18 protein-coding genes are annotated in these 22,515 nt (G+C 59.5%); 10 read left to right on the top strand and 8 right to left on the bottom strand.

The features are described 5' to 3' along the window. The first annotated feature begins 20 nt into the window (after nt 1-20). The 3 genes from HALNA_RS18440 (at nt 21) to HALNA_RS18430 (ending at nt 2,541) form a co-directional block, all read left to right on the top strand. Nucleotides 21-299, top strand: coding sequence for an AbrB/MazE/SpoVT family DNA-binding domain-containing protein (locus tag HALNA_RS18440; protein WP_049937829.1), 279 nt, complete (start codon nt 21-23; stop codon nt 297-299). Beyond that, nucleotides 296-697 (top strand): hypothetical protein, encoded by a 402-nt coding sequence (locus tag HALNA_RS18435; RefSeq protein ID WP_049938122.1) that lies wholly within the window; start codon nt 296-298, stop codon nt 695-697. Before HALNA_RS18440 ends, HALNA_RS18435 begins: the two co-directional genes overlap by 4 nt. A 257-nt stretch (nt 698-954) precedes the next feature. Next, complete coding sequence (locus HALNA_RS18430) at nt 955-2,541, top strand: tetratricopeptide repeat protein (RefSeq protein ID WP_049937828.1); 1,587 nt, start codon at nt 955-957, stop codon at nt 2,539-2,541. A 138-nt stretch (nt 2,542-2,679) separates the two neighbouring features. Here the strand turns inward: HALNA_RS18430 and HALNA_RS18425 are convergent, their stop codons facing one another. From HALNA_RS18425 to HALNA_RS18410, 4 genes are all read right to left on the bottom strand, one after another. After that, entirely contained in the window at nt 2,680-3,159 is a 480-nt protein-coding gene (locus HALNA_RS18425; protein ID WP_157573621.1) for a hypothetical protein, read from the bottom strand. 453 nt (nt 3,160-3,612) lie between these two features. After that, nucleotides 3,613-4,890, bottom strand: coding sequence for an AAA family ATPase (locus HALNA_RS18420; protein ID WP_049937826.1), 1,278 nt, complete (start codon nt 4,888-4,890; stop codon nt 3,613-3,615). A 181-nt stretch (nt 4,891-5,071) separates the two neighbouring features. Further along, a complete protein-coding gene (locus tag HALNA_RS18415) occupies nt 5,072-5,686 on the bottom strand; it encodes a hypothetical protein (protein ID WP_049937825.1) in 615 nt (204 codons plus the stop codon). Nucleotides 5,687-5,688: 2 nt separating this feature from the next. After that, entirely contained in the window at nt 5,689-5,988 is a 300-nt protein-coding gene (locus tag HALNA_RS18410; RefSeq protein WP_157573620.1) for a hypothetical protein, read from the bottom strand. Nucleotides 5,989-6,210: 222 nt separating this feature from the next. On the opposite strand from HALNA_RS18410, the gene HALNA_RS18405 reads away from it, so the two are divergent. From HALNA_RS18405 to HALNA_RS18395, 3 genes are all read left to right on the top strand, one after another. Further along, the gene (locus HALNA_RS18405; protein WP_157573619.1) at nt 6,211-6,837 is read left to right on the top strand and encodes a hypothetical protein; all 627 of its coding nucleotides are present in this window, start codon (nt 6,211-6,213) and stop codon (nt 6,835-6,837) included. Next, complete coding sequence (locus HALNA_RS18400) at nt 6,837-8,813, top strand: coiled-coil domain-containing protein (protein WP_049937821.1); 1,977 nt, start codon at nt 6,837-6,839, stop codon at nt 8,811-8,813. The genes HALNA_RS18405 and HALNA_RS18400 overlap by 1 nt, the downstream gene beginning before the upstream one ends. A 75-nt stretch (nt 8,814-8,888) precedes the next feature. Next, nucleotides 8,889-10,223, top strand: a complete 1,335-nt coding sequence (locus HALNA_RS18395; protein ID WP_049937820.1) for a tetratricopeptide repeat protein — start codon at nt 8,889-8,891, stop codon at nt 10,221-10,223. Between the two features lie 145 nt (nt 10,224-10,368). On the opposite strand, the gene HALNA_RS18390 is transcribed toward HALNA_RS18395, so the two are convergent. Then, on the bottom strand, nt 10,369-11,238 hold the full coding sequence (locus tag HALNA_RS18390) for a hypothetical protein (protein ID WP_169719065.1): 870 nt from the start codon (nt 11,236-11,238) through the stop codon (nt 10,369-10,371). Nucleotides 11,239-13,006: 1,768 nt separating this feature from the next. Here HALNA_RS18390 and HALNA_RS18380 point away from each other — a divergent pair. The 3 genes from HALNA_RS18380 to HALNA_RS20355 all read left to right on the top strand — a co-directional run bounded on the left by HALNA_RS18380 (nt 13,007) and on the right by HALNA_RS20355 (nt 17,193). Then, nucleotides 13,007-14,158, top strand: a complete 1,152-nt coding sequence (locus HALNA_RS18380) for a HEAT repeat domain-containing protein (protein WP_157573617.1) — start codon at nt 13,007-13,009, stop codon at nt 14,156-14,158. Nucleotides 14,159-14,467: 309 nt separating this feature from the next. Then, complete coding sequence (locus HALNA_RS18375) at nt 14,468-15,964, top strand: outer membrane protein assembly factor BamB family protein (RefSeq protein ID WP_049937816.1); 1,497 nt, start codon at nt 14,468-14,470, stop codon at nt 15,962-15,964. Nucleotides 15,965-16,074: 110 nt separating this feature from the next. Further along, nucleotides 16,075-17,193, top strand: a complete 1,119-nt coding sequence (locus HALNA_RS20355) for a hypothetical protein (protein ID WP_157573616.1) — start codon at nt 16,075-16,077, stop codon at nt 17,191-17,193. A gap of 110 nt (nt 17,194-17,303) precedes the next feature. On the opposite strand, the gene HALNA_RS18360 is transcribed toward HALNA_RS20355, so the two are convergent. Both HALNA_RS18360 and HALNA_RS18355 read right to left on the bottom strand, forming a co-directional pair. Beyond that, complete coding sequence (locus HALNA_RS18360; RefSeq protein WP_049937813.1) at nt 17,304-17,888, bottom strand: poly-gamma-glutamate hydrolase family protein; 585 nt, start codon at nt 17,886-17,888, stop codon at nt 17,304-17,306. 532 nt (nt 17,889-18,420) lie between these two features. Further along, complete coding sequence (locus HALNA_RS18355) at nt 18,421-19,188, bottom strand: hypothetical protein (RefSeq protein WP_049937812.1); 768 nt, start codon at nt 19,186-19,188, stop codon at nt 18,421-18,423. A 469-nt stretch (nt 19,189-19,657) separates the two neighbouring features. Between HALNA_RS18355 and HALNA_RS18350 the strand changes: the two genes are divergently transcribed. After that, the gene (locus HALNA_RS18350) at nt 19,658-20,917 is read left to right on the top strand and encodes an outer membrane protein assembly factor BamB family protein (RefSeq protein WP_049937811.1); all 1,260 of its coding nucleotides are present in this window, start codon (nt 19,658-19,660) and stop codon (nt 20,915-20,917) included. A 60-nt stretch (nt 20,918-20,977) separates the two neighbouring features. Here HALNA_RS18350 and HALNA_RS18345 read toward each other — a convergent pair whose 3' ends face one another. Beyond that, a complete protein-coding gene (locus HALNA_RS18345) occupies nt 20,978-22,507 on the bottom strand; it encodes an FGGY-family carbohydrate kinase (protein WP_049937809.1) in 1,530 nt (509 codons plus the stop codon). Nucleotides 22,508-22,515: the final 8 nt, after the last annotated feature.

The raw sequence follows: 22,515 nt of genomic DNA, 5'->3' as shown, positions 1-22,515 counted from the left end.
TACGGTGCGTAGTACCGAATATGAGTACTGAGAACGACACCGAAGGCGAGACGACCCGCATCACCCGGAAGGGTCAGGTCACCATTCCGAAGGAACTCCGCGAGGAGTTCGGTCTTGAGGAGGGCGACGAACTGCTCTGGCAGAAGGCCGAGGACGGCATTCGGGTCAGAAAGGCGACGCAGTCGGCGGGGCGCGGGATGCTCGTCGACGACGACGTCCCCGACGAGAAGCGCGAGGAGATGGCCGAGGAGATGGAAGCCGAGATCCGCGAGAGGCGCCGGACGGAGTGGCAGCCGTGACCCGTTACACCGTCGACGGGGTGGCGATGGCCCGGTACCTCGTCGACCAGCTCCCGCCAGCCGCGGACGAGGTCTTCGAGCGGGCCGAGCAGGGCGTCGACGTGATCGAAGCGCCGAGCGTGGCGGTGAGCGAAGCCATCTGGACGGCGGTCAACAAGGAGACGATCGCCGGCGTCGAGGTGGACACGACGCCGAACGCGGTGCTGCGCGGGCTCGTGAACGACGGGCCGGTACAGGTCGCCCCGACCGACGAGCAAGATCTCGCGGTGTACGGGAGCCTCATCGGCCACCACAGCCTGCACGATGCCCTGCTCATCGCGAACCACCGAGTGCGGGGAACTGAGGCGATCGTCACGAACGACGAGGAGTTCGCCGCCGAAACCACCGTCTGGCGCTGACATACTTGTTCTTCTCGACGGTGCGTTCCATCCGCACGGCGCCGCCGAAGTCCGTCTCCCCGAACCCCGCCCACCAACCGTTGCAGGACCGAGCAACCCCACGATGGGATTGAGACCTGCTGGGTCGCTGCCGGGGCCCAATAATATAAATCTCGGCAAAACGATATCCTCCAATAGTTCGACCTGCCGAGGAGGCCAAAACACGCCGTCCGGATGGTGACTGGTAACAGACACGACAGAATCTACTAGCTCCAATCATGAATCTGGCAGACAAACTACAACATATCCAAGAGCGACTGGAGGACACCCTCGGTACTCGGCCACGGACGGCGAGCGATGAGACACGGGCGAGCGAATACGCACTCCGTGGGATGGATAAATTCGAGGACGGGAAGTATACAGAAGCGAAGCGCGCACTCGAAAATGCCCTGGAATCCGACCCGCAGATGGGCCACGCACATGCCATCTATGCGCTCATATTACGCAGACTCGGCCAATACGAGGACGTCGAGAACCATTTCGAAAAAGCCTTGGAGTATAGTGATTCTCGATCGCCGCCGGACATTGCCCCCGAGACGCACTACAACTATGCAAATTTCCTCGACGATCGCGGAGAATATTCGAGGGCTGCACATCACTACAAAGAGGCAATAGAGCGTGGTCCTGTCGAGAAGGCGTATAATAATTATGCGAACTTGCTGGTGCGGAGGGGTGACGTTGCAAACGCAGAGCGCTATTACGAACGCGCTGTGGAACACGGCGAGGGCAACGAGTTCGAATACCGCAATTACGGACTCCTGCTCAAAGAGCAGGGTCGGCTCGACGAAGCGCGGGAGAACTTAAAAAAAGCTATCGAAGTCGGTGACGACTATGCCCAAGCCCACAATAATTATGCCACCATTCTTTGGGACCAAGGGGAAGTAGACGACGCAGAAACCCACTATCAGCGGGCTCTCGACATCGACCCAGAACTTGCGACAGCGCATAACAACTACGCACTATTTTTAGACGACCAGAACGGGGACGGTGACGTCGAGTCCCATTACAAAATGGCCATCGAGCACGGGGACTCCCTTCCCGAACCACACTCGAACTACGGAATCTTCCTCAGCAATCGAGAGCGCTTCACCGAGGCAGCGACGCAGTACGAACGAGCGATCGACGTTGACCCCGAGTACGTGGACGGATATTTCAACTATGCGAATTTTCTGCGAGACCGGAACAGAACTGAGAAAGCTAAACAGCAGTTCCGAGCGGCCATCGACGAGGACCCGGAGTATCTGCCAGCGCATGTCAATCTTGCACATCTACTCGCGGAGGAGGGTGAGGACAGCCAGGCTGAACAACACTATCGACGAGCTGTTGACCATGCCTCAGGTAGCGCAGTCCCGTACAACGGTTATGGATGGTTCCTACACCAGCGTGACCGAGCGGCAAAAGCGGAGGCGGTGTTGCGTCAGGCGGTGTCAGTAGCTCCCGAGTACGGCGCAGCGCATCACAGTCTGGCCAGTGTGCTCGCTGCCGAAGATAACATCGACGAGGCTGAACATCACTACAGTCGTGCGGTAGAGCTCTGTCCGGACCACCCCGACCACGTGTTCGATTACGCGACGTTCCTCGCGGCGAGCGGTCGTCACGACGATGCGGAGCGCTACTTTTCGAAAGCCCGTGCGATCGGGCACGAGACGGCGACAGCGTACGACAGTTACGAGGCATTCGTCGACGCCCACCCGTGGGACACTCAGTTCGCGTCCAAGGACGACTCCGTCTCGTTCGAATCCATCGAGCGCACGCGTCGAACTGCCGAGGATATCAACACACGGCGCCCGAATGACGACTCGTAGTCGAGGCGGTCCACGAGTCACCGACGCGGAGGACGTGTTCGAACAGGGCCTGCGGACTTCCAACTGACCGCATCACTCCCGAGCGTCGTTTGTGGGGAAGGTGGTCAGAACTGTTGGCACTGACCTATTCGGCCAAGATCAGTGGTATTCATTCGTGCTATTGTCGCTGTCGAAGTTTATGTTCGTCCCCTGAATGGATATCTCCGTCTTTTCGACGGTTTTCGCGCCGCTGTCGGTCTTCTCAGTATCCCCACCAGCCTGACGACACTCCGAACAGAGATCTCGATCCGCGGAAGCCGGGATTTCCGAATCGCATCGAACACAGTCGAGAGTCGCAGTGACATCGAACGAGTCACGCAGAGTCCCGTGTACCCGTCTGAGGGTATCGAGACAGTCCTTCCGTGAGTCAGGGGGGAATCCGCTGTCACCAGTCAACTCCTCGTGCTTATCGAGGTGATGTTGGATCGGCGTGGGATCCATGTCGTGTCGTTCGAGCGCCTCGACTGCGTCTTCGAGAGCGCTCCTCACCTCTCGAGGGCCGCAGCCGGGATGAAATATAATCTCTCGGGCCTCACTGAACACCTCCAAGGTCTGATTCTCTCGTCGGGAGTTCGTCATCGTGGTATCTCTCGTATTTTCGACCTACGGATGTTAACACATAAGAATTCGGGGCTATTCCGCGGAGGGCTACATTCGATCCACCTCACGGCCGGAGTCACTCATCCGATGCGATCGTTGTAGAACGGGAGTGTTCCTTCCCGGTTCAGAAACCGGCGCTGGTGAACTCGTTCGCGTTGACGGGCACGGCGAGTGGAATTCGTTATCTCGACGCGATAGACACACCAGTGTTTATCGCTCCGTGCATGCTCTCCGAGTCTGGCGGCGAGCCGCCCCGATCCGATGTATACCACCTTGTAACCGGTTGGTGTCGGTGCGGGTCGACCGAGTTCGTACACACCGATCCGCTCGGCTATTTTCTCTGGGGTGTAGGGGGTGAACGGTTGTGCGATGGCCATCCTATCCAAACCGCGGCGTCACTCGGACTCTACTCACCAGTTGTTCCAGACCCTGTCACCCGGTGCCGTACTGGTCGTTCCAGTCGCGGAACCGTGCGATATCCCCATCAGACAGCGACGGACTGACGGCTTCGAACGCGGCGCGTGACTCTGCGGGTTGGATCGGAGCTATGTCGATCGATTCATCGACGAGGGCGGAGAGGTCTTCGTCAGCTCGCTCTTCCAGGTCCGGATTCACTCGGTGCACCATCTTGGTGGTCATCCGTTCGGTCAGGCTGTCGATGTCGCTCCCAGTGTATCCGCGCTGATGGCAGGCCTGCCCGATGGCTTCCGGGATCGTCATCGTGCCGGTGATGTCGGTGCGTAGGTTTCTCGGCACATGAGCCGATGGTTCGCCCTCGAAGGAGACACCGCCTTTAGTCGTATGCACTCGCGTAATCTGAGTGCAGGCGTCCACGTCCGGAAGCGGGACGAGGGTCCGTTGTGAGAACCGCCGTCTGATTGCGAAGTCCAGATCCCACGGGGTGTTCGTGTTCGCGAGCACGTACGTGAACGAGTCAGTCTCCTTGAGCGCGCTCAATTCGGAGAGGATCGTGTTCAACACACGGCGGGAGGCGTCGTCGCCCCCTCCCCCCCGACTTGTAGTCAGGGCGTCGATCTCGTCGAGGAAGATCACCGACGGAGCGAGTTCTTTCGCGACATCGAACAGCGAGATGATCTTCTGACTCGACTGCCCGTACCACTTACTGAGGAGTGACCCCAACTTCACGTTGAAAAAGGTCGCATTCGTCTCGTTGGCGACCGCTTTTGCGAGCATCGTCTTCCCCGTCCCCGGCGGACCGAACAGCAGTCCGGTCTGTGAACTCCGCACGGCTGGCGGTTTATTACCTATCGCGCCGAGTGCCAAGGCCTGCCTGAGTTCCTGTTTCGTGTCTTCTAATCCGCCGATGTCCTCCCACTCGGTGTCGGTATCGACGATGAAGCTCTCGATCACCGCACGAAATTCGGAGGGACCATCGCCAGCACCGCCGCTGTCCTCGCTACTACCGTCATTCGGACTGCTGTCATCGCCTCCGCTACTTCCACCGTTGTCGACCCGTTCGACTCGATCACCTCTCTCAGCACGCTCGGCGATCTGGCGGAGTTCTTGGACGCGTGACGAGTAGTCCACGCCTTGGATAGTCCCGAGTTCTTCTCTGGCATCTGCGGCGGCTCGATAGTGGTCCGCCGCTCGTTTCGGTTTCCCGTCATCGAGGGCCGTTTCGGCTGCATCGAGCCGTGACTTGTACTCCCTGTGGAGATCGTCCGGGTCACGTGAGTTCGGATCGTACATTGTCGTCGTCGTTGTGGTGTGGTTGTCGTGTGTTCTGTCGAGCGTCGTGGCTACGCAGGGTCATTCACGGAGCACGGACGGAGCCGCCGGCCGAGCCCTCTCGATTCGACTCGACTTGACTCGACCGGTGTCGGCCCGCCGTGCCCCCTGAAAGATGATCCGGTGTCGAAACCGGGCCCGCTTAGCTACGGCTGCGGTCTCGGCTGTTCCGGGCACCCTCGGTACTGGAGGTCTTGTACTCCCGTTCGTCCTCGCGCCGCTCCATCTCCTCGACGTACTTGCTCTTCCCGTTGCTGCTCTTGGAGGAGGTCGTGATCCGCGTGGAGATTTTCAGTTCCTTGAGGATCGAATTGATCTTGCCGGCGTCTCGGTCCAGATCCCGGGCGACCTCTCGGACTTCCTTTTTGATGTCGGCTTGGCTGGTCTCCGAAAGCGCCTCCTCGTAGTTTTTCGTGCCGGTGTTCATCCGCCGTCGGATTCCGTCGACCACGCGAAGCAGGGCCAGTTCGTCAGTGGCTTCCTGGTACGCCGCATCCTCCTGCTGGAGGATCATGTCGATGGACTCGATTTCGGTAGCGAGCGCTTCCTTTTCGCTCGGCGGCGCCCCGACTCCCTGTTCTTTGAGGTCCTCTTTCTCGGCCTTGAGTTTCTCAGCCCGTTCTTTCGCCCGTTCCTGTTCGATCTCCGTGTCGAACCGGTCCTCTTCGAGCTGCATCGGCGGGTAGCAGTCCGGGTCGAGCAGGTTGCTTCCATCGTCGTAACCGAGCTTCTTGTTGATGATTTCTCGAACGTGCATATCTATCGTCCTCCGTCGATCGTTGGTTCGAACAGCGTCGTGAACGAGGCAATGCCCAGCGCCGCGCCGAGCACGCCGGCGATCACGAGGAGTTTCATCTCGGCCACGGTGACCGAGAGGAGCAGTTCGCCGAGGTGGGCTTCCGTCGCCACCACTGCGGCGGCGAGGAGGAAGCCGAAGACGCCTGCGAGGGTCGGCACACGCTCGAGTGCCGTGTACACCGCGGCGGTGAACGCGGCACCCACGAGCAGGTTCAACCCGCCCACGGCGACCACCAGTTGGGTCAGTTGAGTTGGTATCATCCGTCGCAACTACACCGATGGATTGTGGCAACATAAATGTTTGGGCAAATTCCTACACTATATCTAGTCTCTATAAAGGACCAACTTAATCAGCATCTCTATTCGGCAACAATCTGATCGCAAGTCGTCTCCTAGAAACAACACAGTGTGTTGTAGATCAATCCCCACGCAATTTTATATGGCGCGGGACGGAAGATGCGTGCATGTCCTTCGGTGATCGGAATGGATGAGGGTGACCAGTTGCTTCGAGATGATCGGCACGTACCGGAGAATTCAGAGGGTGAAGACCCCTCGTCTGGGACTGCTACCAACTCCAACCACGGATCGAGTACCGAGGATGATGACCGTGAGACGTACCTCATCGTCCTCGATTACACGGACGAAGCCGAACGGAAGCGAGTCGAATATCTACTCAACAACCGCGATGGAACCGACGTGTCGCCACTTCGCGGGTTCGTACGGTCGGTGAAGACTGACGACCTTCCCGGCCTGTACGAGGATCTGTCGGCCAAAGTCGACGACGTCGAGGATTTGGAGGTGAAGCGGTTAGAAGACGTGGATACGACACCTTCCGAGACGGACCTCGAATTCGATATCGAGACGGACGTGGACGCCGATCGGATCGAGTGGTTGTTCGAGAGTCTCATGAACAAACGGGATGCGGCAGTCGCCAATCCCGGAAAGAACGTGTACAAGCTCAGCACACGCAAAGGCACAGCCCAATGTTGGTATCGGACTACCGACAATCCGGATGGATCAATAACGGTCACGGTCTACACCTCCGGTTATGGTGAGGCACCGCGAGTCGTCAGGGACTATCTCAAAGACGAAATGGAGGGATTCCTGTAATGAGCGAGTTCGGCAACTTGGGCCGGTGTCGACGAACGGCGGAGCTGATCATCAACGACGGTATCAAGAACTGGGAGCGGTCCTCGAAGGGGCCGTCCCGACGTGAGGAACATACGACCCTCCTCGAGTGTCGGGAGAACGTCCGAGATGCGTATCGGAGCGGGGAACTTCCAGACAAGGACCTCTGCGACGAACTCACTCTCGTGATAGACAAGGCGCGCCTCGTGCTCGGGGCGGCGGACTACGCGGATCAGGGTGCCAGTGGGACCATCGCCGCCCAGTATCCGGATAGCGTGTTGGAGAAAATGTTGGAACTGGACGGCTATCGGCAGTACAGTGTATACGACGCCGACAGCGAGACGCTCCAGCGGCGAATCGCCAGTCAGGATGGGAAACTGTACGATCTCATCCGCGAGGAGGTGGCTCCACAACTCAACGCTCTCAACGAAGCGCTGACTGGAACCCACTCCGAACTCGATGAGGCACAGATGGCGGCGGTCGAAGAGTTGACCAAAGAGCGATTGGATCGCCTCCAGGAGGCAGTCGGCCTGTACATGCGGTACAACGGCCTGCCAAACGTCACCGACGAGATGGAAGACGCCGTCCTCGAAGCTGCCGAGGCCGCTAATCAGCGGGCTACGATAACCGACGAACTGGCCGCTGTCGTCGAAGATTCGCTGGACGAACTCTCACAGTCGCTTCACCAGAGTATCCGCGACGAGCGCCGTGAACTGACGGACGAACTCCATCGACTCACGTTCGACTCCGGTAGTGGAGTCGATTCACAGCGAATCGACACACTCCTCGAACGCGTCAATACCCTACTCGAACGCCAGCAGGAGCATCAAGAGTCGCTACGCGACCGGATCGATACACATCGCGAGAAACTCTCGTCGCTGGAGGGCACCATCGACGAGTTGGAAACCACGATTTCGGACGGCGACGTCGACGACCAGTACGAACAGTTGCTCGCCGACCAACTGGAACAACTTCGTGAGCAAAAAGCCGAAATCGAGGCGCAGGTGTCTGAACTCCGGGCCGAACGCGCGGAACTCGAAGCCACACGCGAGGAACTCCAGGCCGACCAATCGGCGCTCGAACGCGGAGAGTTACCGGATCGCGAGGGCGAGACGACCGAGACGGTGTACGCGACCGAAGCGCGAATCGCCGAATTCGATTACTCCAGCCGGTTCGAAACGGCAGTCCACGAGAGTCCGGAGATCGCTCTCCCTGGAGGCAATACGTTCACTGCCGACTCCACCTATTGGCGTGACCACCACTCTCGGACGGACGATCGGCAGACGATGCGGCAACTCCTCTCGGAGCATCGTGAGGATCCCGACGAGGTGGATGCGGTTCTCGGTCAGTACCCCCTCGGCCGGCGATCGCGGTTCGTCCTCGGCGAGTCCGGACGACTCTCGCTCTCCACTCGTCGTCGACTCGTCCTCGAACTCTGGGTGCATCCCCATCTCGAAACGTTCGCCCGGTACGGCGGCGACGACCGCCCGGCAACCCAGGCGGATCTCCTCGAAGTGGTCAACGATGTCGTCCGGAGGGCGGAAGGCGAAGATACGCCCCATCTCTTGGCCGTTGCGTCACCGACCGGGTGGACGGATGCGGTCGAAACTGCCGTCGCCCGGGGGAACGCCGTCTCGTTCAGTCGACAGGTTGGCTTGGTTCTGGTCGATCTTCACGAGCGCTCGGTCGTTTACGACGAAACTGAACGCCTCCTCGACGCCAACGCGACCCTGTTCTCGTTCCAGACGCGCAGTGAGGTAACCAGCAACTGCGTCGAGACGATTCGCGAGCAGTACGTCGGTGTGGTTGACTACGTCTCCGTCGACACCGTCGTCGCCGAGACGGAGTTCGACGAGTACACCGTGACGCGTGCCTTCGCACGCCTAGAGGACGAAGGGGTCGGGATGAGGCGACAACGTGCCGACGATCTCTATCTCGACCTTCGGAATTGCGATTGACGAGAATTTGACATAAGTAGCTGTTCTATACTCACAGTACATTTAAGCGCACACAGAAGTGACATATCTGATACAGTGGCAGTGGATATTTTGGGAATTGTCCCCGGTTTTGTTACTTCCCTGATAGCAGGATATTTGATATGGAGGTACCATCTTCCGATAGACGTAGTCCTGGGCTACGACATTAACAAAAATAGACTCCTGACAGGTACAGGTCTGTTCATAGTGTTGCTCCTACTCATTCAACTGGTGATCTACGGCGGTCTCTTTTTAATCTCCGCCGCCATTGGAGAACGGTTCCTCTCATCGGGCAATCCGGATGATGCCATTTTTGCTATGTACCTCTCTATGGCCTCTATTACAGTTTTTTCTTATGCGAAGTCTGGCCCCGACAGGCTTCGGAAACGTTTCGAACGAGTGATTAAAATCAACCCCTGGAATGCTGAGGCACATTATTCGTATGCGGATTTATTGCTCCACGAATATCAGGAAGGTGAGAAGGTACGAGTCCACTACGAGAAAGCCATTGAGATAAATCCAGAGAACGCCAGCGGCCGTTTTAATTATGGGCTCTTCTTAGCCCAGAGGATGGGTGAAACCGAGTCGGCACGGGTCCAGTTCGAGAACGCCATCAAACACGACTCGGAGAATGCCAAATATCACTACCACTACGCCTGCCTCCTATCGGACAACGAGATTGCAGACTTGGAAACTGCCCTGACTCACTACGAGAGGGCAATTCAACTCGATCCCGGACATGCTAACGCACATCTCCATTATGCAGTGACACTGATTCAGGTTGAACAGGCGTACGAATCCGCCCGAGATCATCTAGAGCGTGCCATCGATCACGATCCTGAGAATGCCGACGCTCACTATATGTACGCACTTACGTTGGGGTGCGAATTTGATGAATTCTCCATCGACCGAACATACTATGATAGGAACATTCGAGTAGAGTCGGGGCGCACTGGGACACACGAAGACCTCGCTCGCCCGCTATTTAGGGAAAGTGAGGAGTACGATATCGTTCGAACTCACTTAGAGAAAGCTCTCGAAATCCATTGGGAGCGAACCGATGCTCACTATATTTATGCCTGTCTATTGGTCGAAAAATTCGGGGAATACCACACAGCCCGAACTCACTTCAAGGAGGTTATTGACCGTGATTCGAATCACAGCGGGGCTCACATACACTACGTGGCATTACTGAGTTCCGGATTCGACGAAAGTGAAGCGCGGGATCATATCAGGCAGTTCGATCTCGATGACATCGTTCACCCCGAGTCTGAGTCTGACGAAGTTCCAACGTTTGAAGAGGGCATCGACGACTCTCCGTTCGAACCAATCCAGAATACGCGGCGAACCGCTGAAGATATTGCCGACCGCCGCCCAGATGATGATCTCTGATAGGGACGAGACCGGACAGCAGGTGGAATCAACGGATTCCTCGGGGGCAGAGAAATCCCACCTCTGGATCGGAGGGGTGTGTTAAGAGCGGCAACCACCTATCTGCTGTCTCAAACAGTATACGACATCTCTAACTGACAGCCAACTACTCGTAGTAGACGTTGCTCGCGTTCGGCGAGTTGAAGTTGATGTTCCTGCTGTTGTTGATATCGACTGAGATGAACTCATCGAGATGTTCGATTTCGACGACTAACCGCTCGAACATGCTCTCGACGGTGAGCGTTCCGACGTTTTTTCTGAGTTTGGTGGCAGCCTTCTCGACTTCTGGGTCTTCGGTCGCTCCCTCGATCGCCAGCAACATCTGCCCATCGAGGTCGACGGCTGATTTCGGCAGGGCGGTGGCCAGTTTGATCGCGGCCTCGGCCTCCGATAGTGGTGTCTGATCCTCTCGTGTCGTCTCGCCGGCGCTCAGGCCACTCGAGTTGCCCCAGGACAGGACGGTTTCGACGAGTTCCGTGACGGGCGTTTCGAGGATCGCCCGTGGCCATCGCTGAGCCAACACCGCCATTGACTCGATCACCAGTGTTCGCAGCGCTTGGGACCCTTTGCCTTCGAGCAAACACTGACTGCAGTAGTCGATTGCTGTCATCACTGCGTCGACCTCCCCTTCGTCGAGGGTCCGTTGCGGAACGGTCTGTGCGAGACAGTATATGAGAGCCGCCAGTTGCCGTTCATCGACGGCAGGATCGATAAACATCCGGAACTTCTGGAAGTACGGCGCGACGGCGTCGGGGTCGTGGTACGCGACGTTGGCCAGTGATAACGCCGCATACGTCGCCCGCTTTCCCGATCCCGCCATCTTCTCGACACAGGTGTCGATCGTGACGGGATGGTCGACTAGGAGGTCGGGCCACTCCAATGCGACCTCCGAAAGCGTCAGCAAGGCGTTCTCGCTCAAGTCCTGTTCGACTGTGGTTGCTGCCGACGCCAATTCCGTGACTAACGACGGATCCACCAGTCGGCGCCGAGTATCCGAGTCGGCGAAAATCAGCGTCCCACCGATGCCACCGATCACATTAACACGCGTATCTGTATCCTCCGCAGTCACGTGATTCCGTGCGAGTCGCACAAACGAGGAGGGAAGATCTTGGACTGCCCCCGCCTTGGCAGCTTTGACGAACGCATAGCTACCGTACTGGCGAGTTGTGGTATCGGACGCACCCAGTGCACCCTCGATCTCACGTTGTTGGGCCCGCCAGTATCGAACCGGGTTATCCTCGACCCGTTCCAGATCAACCCCTGTCATCAGACATAAGTTTGTCAGACATCTTTTTATTCGTTTTCCCACCTACGTAACATATATTTGTCAGTAGCTGGATTTCGGGTGTATGGTCTGGGCTGTGAGGATTGCGCTGATGCCGATATCGGTGGTTTCGATTCCTCATCCGTCCATCACACGGATTCGTGACTTTCTTATTGCTGTCAAAGAAGATCCTGAAGACCATTCAAGTGGGAAGCCAGGCGCCGTTCGATCGGATAACTCTCAACTGAAACTTGAGACGACCCTGCAATCGAGATCCGTGGTCGATATCAATACTCGACGCCCGAAGAATGATAGAATTTGAGACGTGTTTCCTAGGGGCTAATTTTCTCAGGAACGGACAGCGGCGGATTCGCATATGAATACCGCCTTGGCAGTTTTCGCATATACTGCACTCCCCCTTAGTTCAGTTCTGAGGACACGTTCACACGTCGATGATAGCTTTATACTGAGCCTCCTATCGGATCTCGCTCTAATTAGTGCTCTAACATATTGGTCGTCCCTACAACGAGTCCCAATTGTTCAATCTCCGACTACCTATCTCCTATATGGTGATCCGATTCCTGCGCTTCTCCACGCGATCTTCCAACTAGCAAGTGCCTTGCTTGCTGGTGCATTTATATTTGTTAATTTTTATATGATATCTGACAAAATCTTTGGATATTTCGATATGAGTCGGATAGATATTATTTCATCGATAGTAATTTTGGCGTCGATATTTGCTATTATCCATTTCCATCTGTCGATAGCAGACCCAATCGATGTATATATTCAGATCAGTCCATTCACCGACACCGCTAAGAGTCGCAGTGCGACCGAGGGGATATTCCTGCTGCTGTTTTTGTACTCCAGTGTGGCGATATTTAGTAAATTAGGAATCCGTGAGGGGTGGAAGTTCTCTACCCGAAACTGCGCGCTCATCTTGTGTACTCTCTTTTTCGTCTCTCCAATTATCGGGTTGGTCTCTGGAATGGCCGCGCATCGGCTTGGAGCGATTCGACAAGTCGGAATTGTTGTTCTCGCTCTGGCGTGCGTTACACTGTTCACGTTTGAGTATTGGCAGACTCACGAAAACAGCCATCAAGAGACCTCCGATTCCAATTCTAATTCTGATTCCAACGACCGATCCACTCCACAACCGGAACTCGAGACGATCCAGCGACCGAGACGGAGTGCGGACGACATCAACACACGACGCCCCGACGACGAGAATTGACTCACTACCCGCTATTGTTGACTGGTGTTGCGATGGAGCGCCCCCGTTACATGACGCTCACTTACAACTGAGGGCGGGGGGTTAGGTCCTCGATGAATCTCCCGGGGACTCGACTTATACTATTGTATATTGTCATTCTAATACTGCCCAAACAATGACATTGGTTGATCAGAAATGTGTACCCAATGTGTTCACGCGGACTGAATGAAGTGATGCGGTAGGATATGATCTCGCCGAACTAATACTATGGTTGACCGTAATCCTGATAAACACTCAGATCACGACGGAGAGGGCAGAAACCCGGGAACGCCTGAGGGAGTTCGAAATATATTAGACCGAATTAATGAGAACCCGAAGGAGTTTCGCGGGGCAATTCCCGGTTTCGTAGACCGCCTCGATGACGGAGACCAAACAGAACGACTTACTGCAGCTCTGGCGTTGGGGGCGATCGCTGAGAGCGAACCCACTTGGGTCCGACCGGCGATCCCGGGGCTTCTCGATCTTATCGAAGAACCGAATTCACTCTGCCGGAGGGTAGGCCTTACCGTTTTGAATCAGTTGAACGATTCTCCCGAATTAGCCGACGGTCTTCCAACTATCGTGACTCTGTTATACGACGACGATACCGAGATACAGGAATTAGCGGCTAATACGTTGATGGCGTATAACCGCCCGTCGGAATACGAGCAAATTCTGGACTCCCTAATACGGGCTTTAGAGCACGAAAACGATCTGGTTCGGGATCGGGCAGAGACGTGCATTTGCAGCGTAATCGAAGAAGATTTCGAGGTGATCGAACCGTATCTCGACCGACTGTTGACTCAAATCGAGACTGACGACAATCTCGGCATGCTGATGATCTTTGTTGGTCGAATAATCGAGAAAGCAGTAACCCGAGACACCAATCGGGAAGTGCTTCTGGACCATCTGTCTACCATGTTAGAGCACGAAAAAGACGTTTTCCGGCATCATGCTAAGGACGGGTTTCGTCAGTTACTTTCTGAGTCTCCGGACGCTGTCGAGTCTCTGAAGGCAACTCACCCGGATCTGATCCCAATTCTGGTTCGGGAGTTCACCGAGCAAGCTACCGACGACTCCACTGACAACCGACGGGAATGCATACACGCACTGGGACACCTCGGTGAGGAGACTGCTCTGCCGACACTCGAAGAGATCGTCGCGGACGAGGCGGTCGAGGACGGCATCCGCGACGCCGCAGAAATAGCCGTCGAGCGAATTCGTGCGGAGGAGATGCTGTCCACACACCAAAGCGAACGTTCGATTTCCGACAGCAGTCGGGATGAGGAGGCTGCCGACTTCCCAGTCGAATCCCTCCGAGACAATCAACGGACGGCTGAGGATATCAACTCACGACGGCCGAACGACGATGAGTTCTGAGCCACTCCCGTCCGTATTTTGTTGATTGACGCTTGCGGCAGACCCGTTCGTGACGTACTCTCCGTAGACTGGTCAAATGTGGACTTCTGAAGTAGATCGGGACAGCGTGTCTCCCCCACGACCCGATGGTATCCACCGAACTATTCTTATACGCACATATCTTGAAATCGAACGTCAATGGTGGCTGGAGGCGGTCGATTTTCCCGTCGCTCGTGGTTAGCAACCGTGGCTGGGACTGGTCTCGCCTCAGCAGTCGGCGTGCGTACGTCTTCAACACCAGTTGCGGCTACCTCACACACCGACTGCCCGATGTTGGGGTACGATCAGTACAACACCGGCCACGCTGGCGGTGAGAGCGCTCCGACGACTGATGTCGCTGCGAGGTGGACGACGTTGCTCGATGACGATGCAGGCACTCCGCCAGTCATCACCAATGGCTCAATTTACCTCGGTAACAGGGATGAGACGATTCGTTCGTACGATGTCAGTACGGGGGATGAAGAGTGGGTGTTCGACACTGGTGACATAGCTGTGAGTCCGCCTGCCGTCGTTGACGGCTACGTCTACGCCGGTAGTAACGATGGATGGCTGTACTGTCTCGATGCGGACTCCGGTGAACTGGAGTGGGAATTCGATACGGGAGATGCAATCGGCCCCAGGGCCCCAGCAGTCGTCGAAGGGAGAGTCTACATCGGTTCCGACGAGCTCATTTGTTTGGATGCCGCGGATGGCGACGAGATCTGGCGTCGGGACATGGGTCGGCCGGAGACACCGACTGTCGTCGATGGAACCGTCTACGTCGGCGATTCCGACTACGGACTCGTCGCATGGGATGCCAACACAGGTGACCTCGAGTGGGCCGAGGCCACGAGTCCTGAAACCGAGGATGGTGTCGACGGTGCACCCGCCGTCACCGACACACGCGTCTTCGCCGGCGGGTTGGATAACACAGTATACGCGTTCGACCGTGATGACGGCGATATCGACTGGTCGTATCCGATCGATTCGGAGGCGTACGCTGCACCGACAGTCGCGGACGACACGGTCTTTGTCGGCGGCAATGACAATTTCGTATACGCACTCGACCCGGTAGATGGCGACTTACTCTGGTCGACCGAACAACCCGGGCAGGTCCTCCAGTCGGTCACGTACGCCGATGGAGTCGTGTTAGCTGGAGCTATCGATAGAACGTGTCTCACTGCGATGGACGCTTCCACAGGCGATATTCTCTGGCAGTTCACGACCGAAGGCGACCGTGACGAGGGTGATCTCCTCGAGGCGTCACCGACTCTCGTAGACAACGATATCGTCATCGCAACGGAAAATTGGGAGGATGCGCAACAGGCTAAATTGCTGCGATTGACGGGAGGTGGCGAGGAACCCGCACAGGAGCCACCGGGACCACCTGGGGTGCCGTCCACGGACACCCAAACCCCTGAAACTCGCACCCGAACGCCGGAACCCACGCGGACGAGAACCCCCGACTCCCGCAACGAGGGCGACGATTCTACACCCCGTGCGACTCCGACCGCCACGCCGACTGCCACGCCAATCGCCACTCAGTCTGGTGGTTCCGGGGGCGACCTTCCGGATGGGTTGGCGAACAGCGTCGTCTCAGCTATCATCGGGAGTCTCGCAGCGCTATTCGGAATCAAATACTTCAGCGGTGACAGTGGGTCCGGCGGCCGTGATCCTGGCGACCGCCCCAACCCGAAATTGAAAGAAGAAATCCGCGATCGCCCGGTCGACGATATCGAGATCAACGAAGAGCAAATGACGGAAGAATTCGGCGACAGACGGGACTAAATATCATATTTTCTACCAAATTTAGTGACACATTTTGGTCAGCTTATCACTGAACCTCAGCTATTGCCAGCAAACTGTTAAGTATCTATTGGCCAAACGTATCCAACGACATGGGGGAGTTGGAACGGATCCGAAAGAATCCCGGAAGAATCTGGGTTGAACAACGGCGAGAAATTGTCGACAATCTAACAGCCACAGGCGTTCGGCAGCAACAACTCGCCAGTTATGCGTTCGTAAAGGCAGCTACCGCCGGGTCCGTCGACCGACTTTCGCCGCGAGAGGCCGATCAAATCGTCGACGGCCTGCGAACGGTCGATCCGCTGGTTACTCAGCACGTGGCAGGTGGCGTCGCCGCGACGCTGTATCACGGATCCGAAAACGTGCGTCGGATGCTCGGAACGCGGGCGACGATAGATGCCCTGGCTGACTTGATCCCACATCGCCGACGTGCGGTTAGCAAGAACAGTCTGATCGGACTGTCACTCCTGAGTCTCGAATGGGCCGAGGAAACGGCCGAGAGCAAAACCGTTCCCGAACGGTGCGCCCGTCATCTGGCCGATGAAGGCGGTCGTGCGCGATATGCGAGTCTCACCCTCGCAAATCTGGCGCATGCTGCCCCTCAGGCGCTTCAACATCAACTGTCGACGCTCCGGCGCAATCTCGACGAGACGCGCTCACCGACTGTCTTGTCGTCGCTGGCGTTCTGTCTCGGCCAGACGTTGCCAATCTCGCCGAAAACGGGATTGGAGTCGGAACGGCGGCGGCTTTCCGATGTCGTCGATGTCGTCGTCGATTTCGCTATCGACCGGTCTCACCCAACTCATCTGCGGGCCTTGGCCTTGGAGTCACTCCAACCGTTCTGTACCGAGTTCAAGCAAGCCGTGCTGGATTCGTCGCTGGTCGATCACCTCTCTCGACTTCTCAGCGAGAATACGGTCGATCTGCAGATCCCGAGCGCTGCGGTCGCCGTTGCCAGTGCGCTGTCGATCGAACTCAGTGACAGCCACGACGCCGCGCTCAGGACGATCGAAACGGCGGACGAAGTGGCTCCGGATATCAGAACCGCCGCTGCGACCTTGCGTCAGCGAGGCGGTAGCCTGCGAACCGGTGTGAGTACCGATGAATCGGACCGAGTGATCCAGTACATCGACAAAGCGATCGTCAACGTAACCAACAGTCAGAACGTCGCGGTGTTCTCAGAGGACGTGCGGAACGAATACCATGCGTAGTTGCGTATCGGTCAGTGGTTGCTGACGCGCCGGCCTCCGCTCCCCCTTCGATACTGGCCCGTCGACGACGGGCCGACGATCAACAGGACTGGAGGGCGCTCCCTCCGATTCTACAGCAACTCGACGTAGACGTCTCGAACCGAGCGAGCGACCCGCTTCCAGTAGTTGTAGGAGGTTTTCGGTGTCATCTCGATCTGGAGGCCATCGTCACCGGACTCCGTAATCCGGTTCACGATATTCGACTCCTTCCGGCCCTTGTTTTTCATCTCATCGTGTCGATAGCGGACTTCCTTCGAGTTGGGGAGGCGTTCAGTCAGTCGGTCTGCGACCTCAGAGCGAATGCCTTCGCCGATCCGTCCGCCGACACCGACGTAGCCCGCTTCGTGGATGTGGAAACTGACGCCGAATCGGAAGCGCCGATCCTGCAGACGCGACAGTTCGGTAAACTGGGTGAAGTCCAGGTAATTACTCGACACGTGGTACTCGTCGAACGCATTCTCGCCGAACCCGTGGTACATCCAGGTCGTTGGGTGGTAGCCCGCTTTCCGCAGGAGTTTGTGTAACTGGCCAGCGGCAAATTCCGTGTTGAACTCGATGTCACCCGCGTGCGGTGCGAGGATTGCGATGTCGGTTTCGGGATTCGTCCAGAGCGTCTCGGTCGTCTCATCGTGTCGCCACGCATCCGTGAAGTTCATGTACGGTAACTTCCCTCTATTGCAGAACCGACAAAACCGTGACGGGAGTGCAACTCGCCGAAGGCGCACCGCCGGGATACTAGCACAGACCCCTCAGCGGCGTCCTTCCCGTTTCCTCTCACTCCCGCTCGAACGGTGTTTCAGGCTCAGCAACAGCCCGCGCCTCTTTTTGTTCGTCCCCCCGCAATACCGAGTTGCACCCGCGCGGACTCACCTCCCCGAGTCGGTCCCCGTCGGGTGCTCCCCGACCATGCCCTCTCGCGGACGTGCGCCCCACACGTCCGCGTGCGACGGCGTGCCTCTGCTACCAACGGGGGGTTCATTCCCCCCACGTCTCCCCCGGTGTGCTGTCACGACCCACCCGCTATCGACGTGTCCTGGCCACCGACGGGTTATTCTCGACGGGGCCGGCCGTCTCACGGGCGGGACGCTCACGAGCGTGGTCGATCGCGACGCGCAGCGCGTCGAGGCGTCACAGCAGCGGCTCGTCGGCGAGCGACGGACACGTCTCGAATAGCGATGCCGTCCCCGATCAGAGCTCGGGCGTCCGGTCCGTCCCGGCGGTCGTCGCCGTTCCGCCCCCACCGACGGCGGTGGTGTCGTCGGTGAGCTGTCGGTAGGCGTCCGCGACGATGCTGTAGACGAACGTGAACAGGACGCTGTTGAGGCCGATCGTGGCGAGGTCACCGGCGGCGGCGGCCCCGGCCAACTGGAAGAGGCCCGGGACGACGCCGACGAGGGCGCCCCCGACGCCGGTGAGGAAGACGATCACGCCCAGTCGCAGCCGGTTCCCCTTCGAGAGCTGCCAGCTCCGCTTGAGCGCGCCGAGTACGCCGCGATCCTCGACGCCGACGGCGAAGACGACGAAGAGCAGGCAGGCCGAGAGGAAGAGCCCGGGCAGGAACAGGAGGGCGAAGCCGACCATGATCGCCAGGAAGCTGACGACGCCGGCGACGAGCATCGTGAGCGACGCACGCCCCATCCGACGGGTGTACAGGGCGGCGGGGAACGAGGCGAGTTCCGGGAGCGGCCGGGCGAGGGCTCGCGAGAGGACCACGAAGTAGACGGCGTTCGAGAGGGTCGTCCCGACGAGGATGGCGCCGGCGACGGGTCCGGAGACCGGCAGCGTGAGGCCGATCACGTCCGCCGCGGCCGATGGGAGTTCCGCCGCGAGCACCGTGTTGAGCGACGTGACGAGCAGCGTCTGGAGGCCGAGCAACAGGACGAGCAGGACGGCGCCGGTGCGCGTCAGCACCCGCCGACTCCCGTCGACGAGCGCGGTCGTCAGTTGGAGGGTCATCGAATCCACCTCCCCGCGGCGAGGGTCTATATTTTGCTCAGACTGAAATTCGGCCTTCACCCACCTCGTCGTCGGATTCCTCCCACGGCTGAAGCCGTGGGCTTCCTCCTTGAACATATGTGAACCGTCGCCCGGGAGGTCGTGCCCGCCGCCAGACCCAAGTGTGTCAATAACTAACACGAATGTGGGTATGTACGTACCCATTGTCCGCACCGACCGATCGGCGTTCGACCGTATCCGCGACGCCATCCTCAATCGCGGGGACCCGGACGACGAAACACCGACGGGGCCGGGCGTGCCGACGGGGTGAGCGCCGGCGTCGACGCGCCGTCGGAGACGACGCTCGGCAGGAACGGGGCCGGCACAGCCGGCTCAGTTCGTCGCCGTTCCGGATCGGTGCCTCGCGCCGGACGTGCGCGAGGAACGGTCCCCGTACCACTATGTCCGTCCGGGACGATCCCTCTCCACGATGCCCGCACCGTCCAGACGCGCCGTTCTCGGTGCCATCGGCCTCGCGGCAACCGGCGGCGTGGCCGGCTGTCTCGACGCCGTCCCGACTGGCGCTGGCCGCATCGACGACGACGGGCTTCCGGCGTCGGCGGTGGCGACCACGTCGTTCCGCGGCGGCCTCCACCGGCGGGGCGTCTACCCCGACGCGACGGTCCCGGCGGAGCCACGCGTCGCGTGGACGCTGCGCGACGTGAACACTGGCGACCACACGGCGGCGAAGGCGAGTCCAGTCACGACGCCCGAGGGTGACATCGTGGTCCCCGGCGACACCGGCGACGTGCGGCGGGTAACGCCCGCCGGCGAGGTGGTTTGGACGGCCGCCGTCGAGGAGACGAAGCGGGGTATCCACGGGACGCCCACCGTCGCCAACGGGACGGCCTACGTCGGCGCCTACGACGGCGCGCTCTACGCGTTCGACCTCGCGACGGGCGAGCGGTTCTGGCGTCGGAAACTCGGCGATGCCATCGGATCGAGCCCGGGCTACCACGACGGCGTCGTCTACGTCGCCGTCGAATACTACGAGCCGAGCGGCGCGATGTTCGGCGTCGACGCCGTCACCGGCGAGGTGGTCTGGACGGATCGGCGGCCGACGGACCACCCGCACTCGACGCCCGCGCTCGACCGCGACGCCGAACGGCTCGTCGTCGGCTCGAACGACGGCAACCTCTACGCGTGGACGTACCCGGAGCTGACGTTCGCGTGGTCGTTCGGGACCGGCGACGCGATCAAGGGGCCAATCGCGACCTACGACGGGAGCGCGTTCTTCGGCTCGTGGGACGACCACGTCTACCGGGTCGCCCTCGACGACGGGACGGTGGAGTGGACCGTCGAGACGGGGGGGATGGTGATGTCCGGGCCGGCGGTCGAGGTGGCGACCGACACCGTCTACATCGGGAGTCACGACTCGCGGTGCTACGCGCTCGACGCCGGCACCGGCGACGTGCGGTGGGTGTTCGATACCGACGGCTGGATTATCGGCTGTCCGACCGTCGCCGGCGACACCGTTCTCGTCGGCTCCTACGACCGGACCTGCTACGCGCTGGAGAAGCGAACGGGTGAGGAGCGCTGGGCGGTCGACGGCGTCGGCTTCGTCACCAGCGAACCGACGGTCGTCGACGGCGCGGTCTACTTCACCGACCGGGCGTCCGAGGCGTTTCTCGACGGGAGCGGCGGTCCGACCGGCGGGCTGTACAAGGTCGAGGCCGCCGACGGCGGGTGACGGACCGACGCCGTGGGTCCGCCCCCTGCCCGCCGCTCCGCGGACGACTGCCAGCCTCGCTCACCCCGACTCGTTCCCGAGCGAGGCGACGCGGTGCATCTCCGATTTCATCGACGGGTAGAGATCCTCGTAGACGCCGTAGTACTCGTCGTAGACGGTGTGTCGCTCCGGGTCCGGGGTCGTCGTGCTCGACACCGTCATCGACGACTTGAGCGCCCCGAACCCGTCGAACACGCCCGTGCCGAGGCCGGTGAGATAGGCGACGCCGAGCGGCGCGCCGATGGGCGTGGTGACGTACTCCTGTTCGACGCCGGTGACGTCGCTGACGACCTGTCGCCAGAGGTCGCTCTCGGCGCCGCCGCCGCTCGCCAACACGCGGTCGACCGGCACGCCGGCCCGCTTCATGACGCTGAGGTTGTGTCTGAACCCGTAGCCGACGCTCTCGAGGATGGCGCGGTAGACGTGGAACTTCGTGTGATCGAGCGTCAGCCCCGTGATCGTGCCGCGGGCGAGGTCGTCGTTGATCGGGGTCCGGCCCCCGCTGAAATACGGGAGGACGATCAGCCCCTCGGCGCCGGGGGGTACGTCGCGTGCACCCGCCTCGAGCCACGCGTACCGTTCCCGGCCCGCCGGCGCGTCGCCGACGAACTCCTCGACGAACCACTCGGTGATCGCCCCCGAGGTCGCCATCCCGCCGCCGATGACGTAGCGCCCCTCCAGACAGTGCGGGTTGGCCCACAGCTCCGGCGCCGTCCGCTCCTCGGCGAGCGTGGTGTAGACGACGCCCGTCGTCCCGTACATGAACACCGTATCCCCGGGGTCGACGCCGCCGACGCCGACCAGCGAGGCGAGGGCGTCGACGGTGCCGGTCACCACGGGCGTCCCGGCGGCGAGTCCCGTCGCTTCGGCGGCCGCGGGCGTGATCTCGCCCGCCATCTCCGTCGACCACTTCGTCTCGGGAAGCAGGTCGCGGTCGATGCCGACTGCCTCGACCATCGCGTCGTTCCACTCCCGTGCCGACAGGTCGTAGAGCGGGTGATAGAAGGCGGCGACGGCGTTGTCCATCACGTACTCCCCGGTCAGTCGGGAGACGGCGTACCCCACGGCGTCGACGATTTTGTCGGTTCGCTCGTAGCGCGACGGCTCGTTTCGCTTGTACCAGAGGAGCTTCGGCCCCGCGGACTGGTAGGTGAGCGAGTTGCCGCAGGCGTCGTAGATCCGATCGACTCCGATCCGGTCGTTGAGGAGCTCTATCTCCGCCTTGGCCCGCGTGTCGATACCGTACAGCATTCCGGACCGGATCGGGTCGCCGGCCTCGTCCAGCGGCACCACGCTCGGGGCGAGCGCGCTGATGCCGACGCCGACGATCCGATCGGCCGTCACCGCCGTCTCGTCGAGGAGTCGCCGCGTAATCCGCGTGAACTCTCCCCACCACACCGATTCGGCGTCGTGTTCCGCCCACCCCGGTTCGGGCGTTGAGACGCCGTGTGGAATCGACGCCGAGGCGACCACGTTCAGGTCGGGGTCGACGAGCACCCCCTTTGAGTTCGTCGTCCCGATGTCGTAGCCGAGCAGGTAGCGCTCCGTCATCGTCGGGA

Source organism: Haloplanus natans DSM 17983, from assembly GCF_000427685.1.
Taxonomy (GTDB): Archaea; Halobacteriota; Halobacteria; order Halobacteriales; family Haloferacaceae; genus Haloplanus; species Haloplanus natans.
Note: the sequence above shows the minus strand (reverse complement) of the source record. Positions and strands in the feature narration are given on the sequence as shown.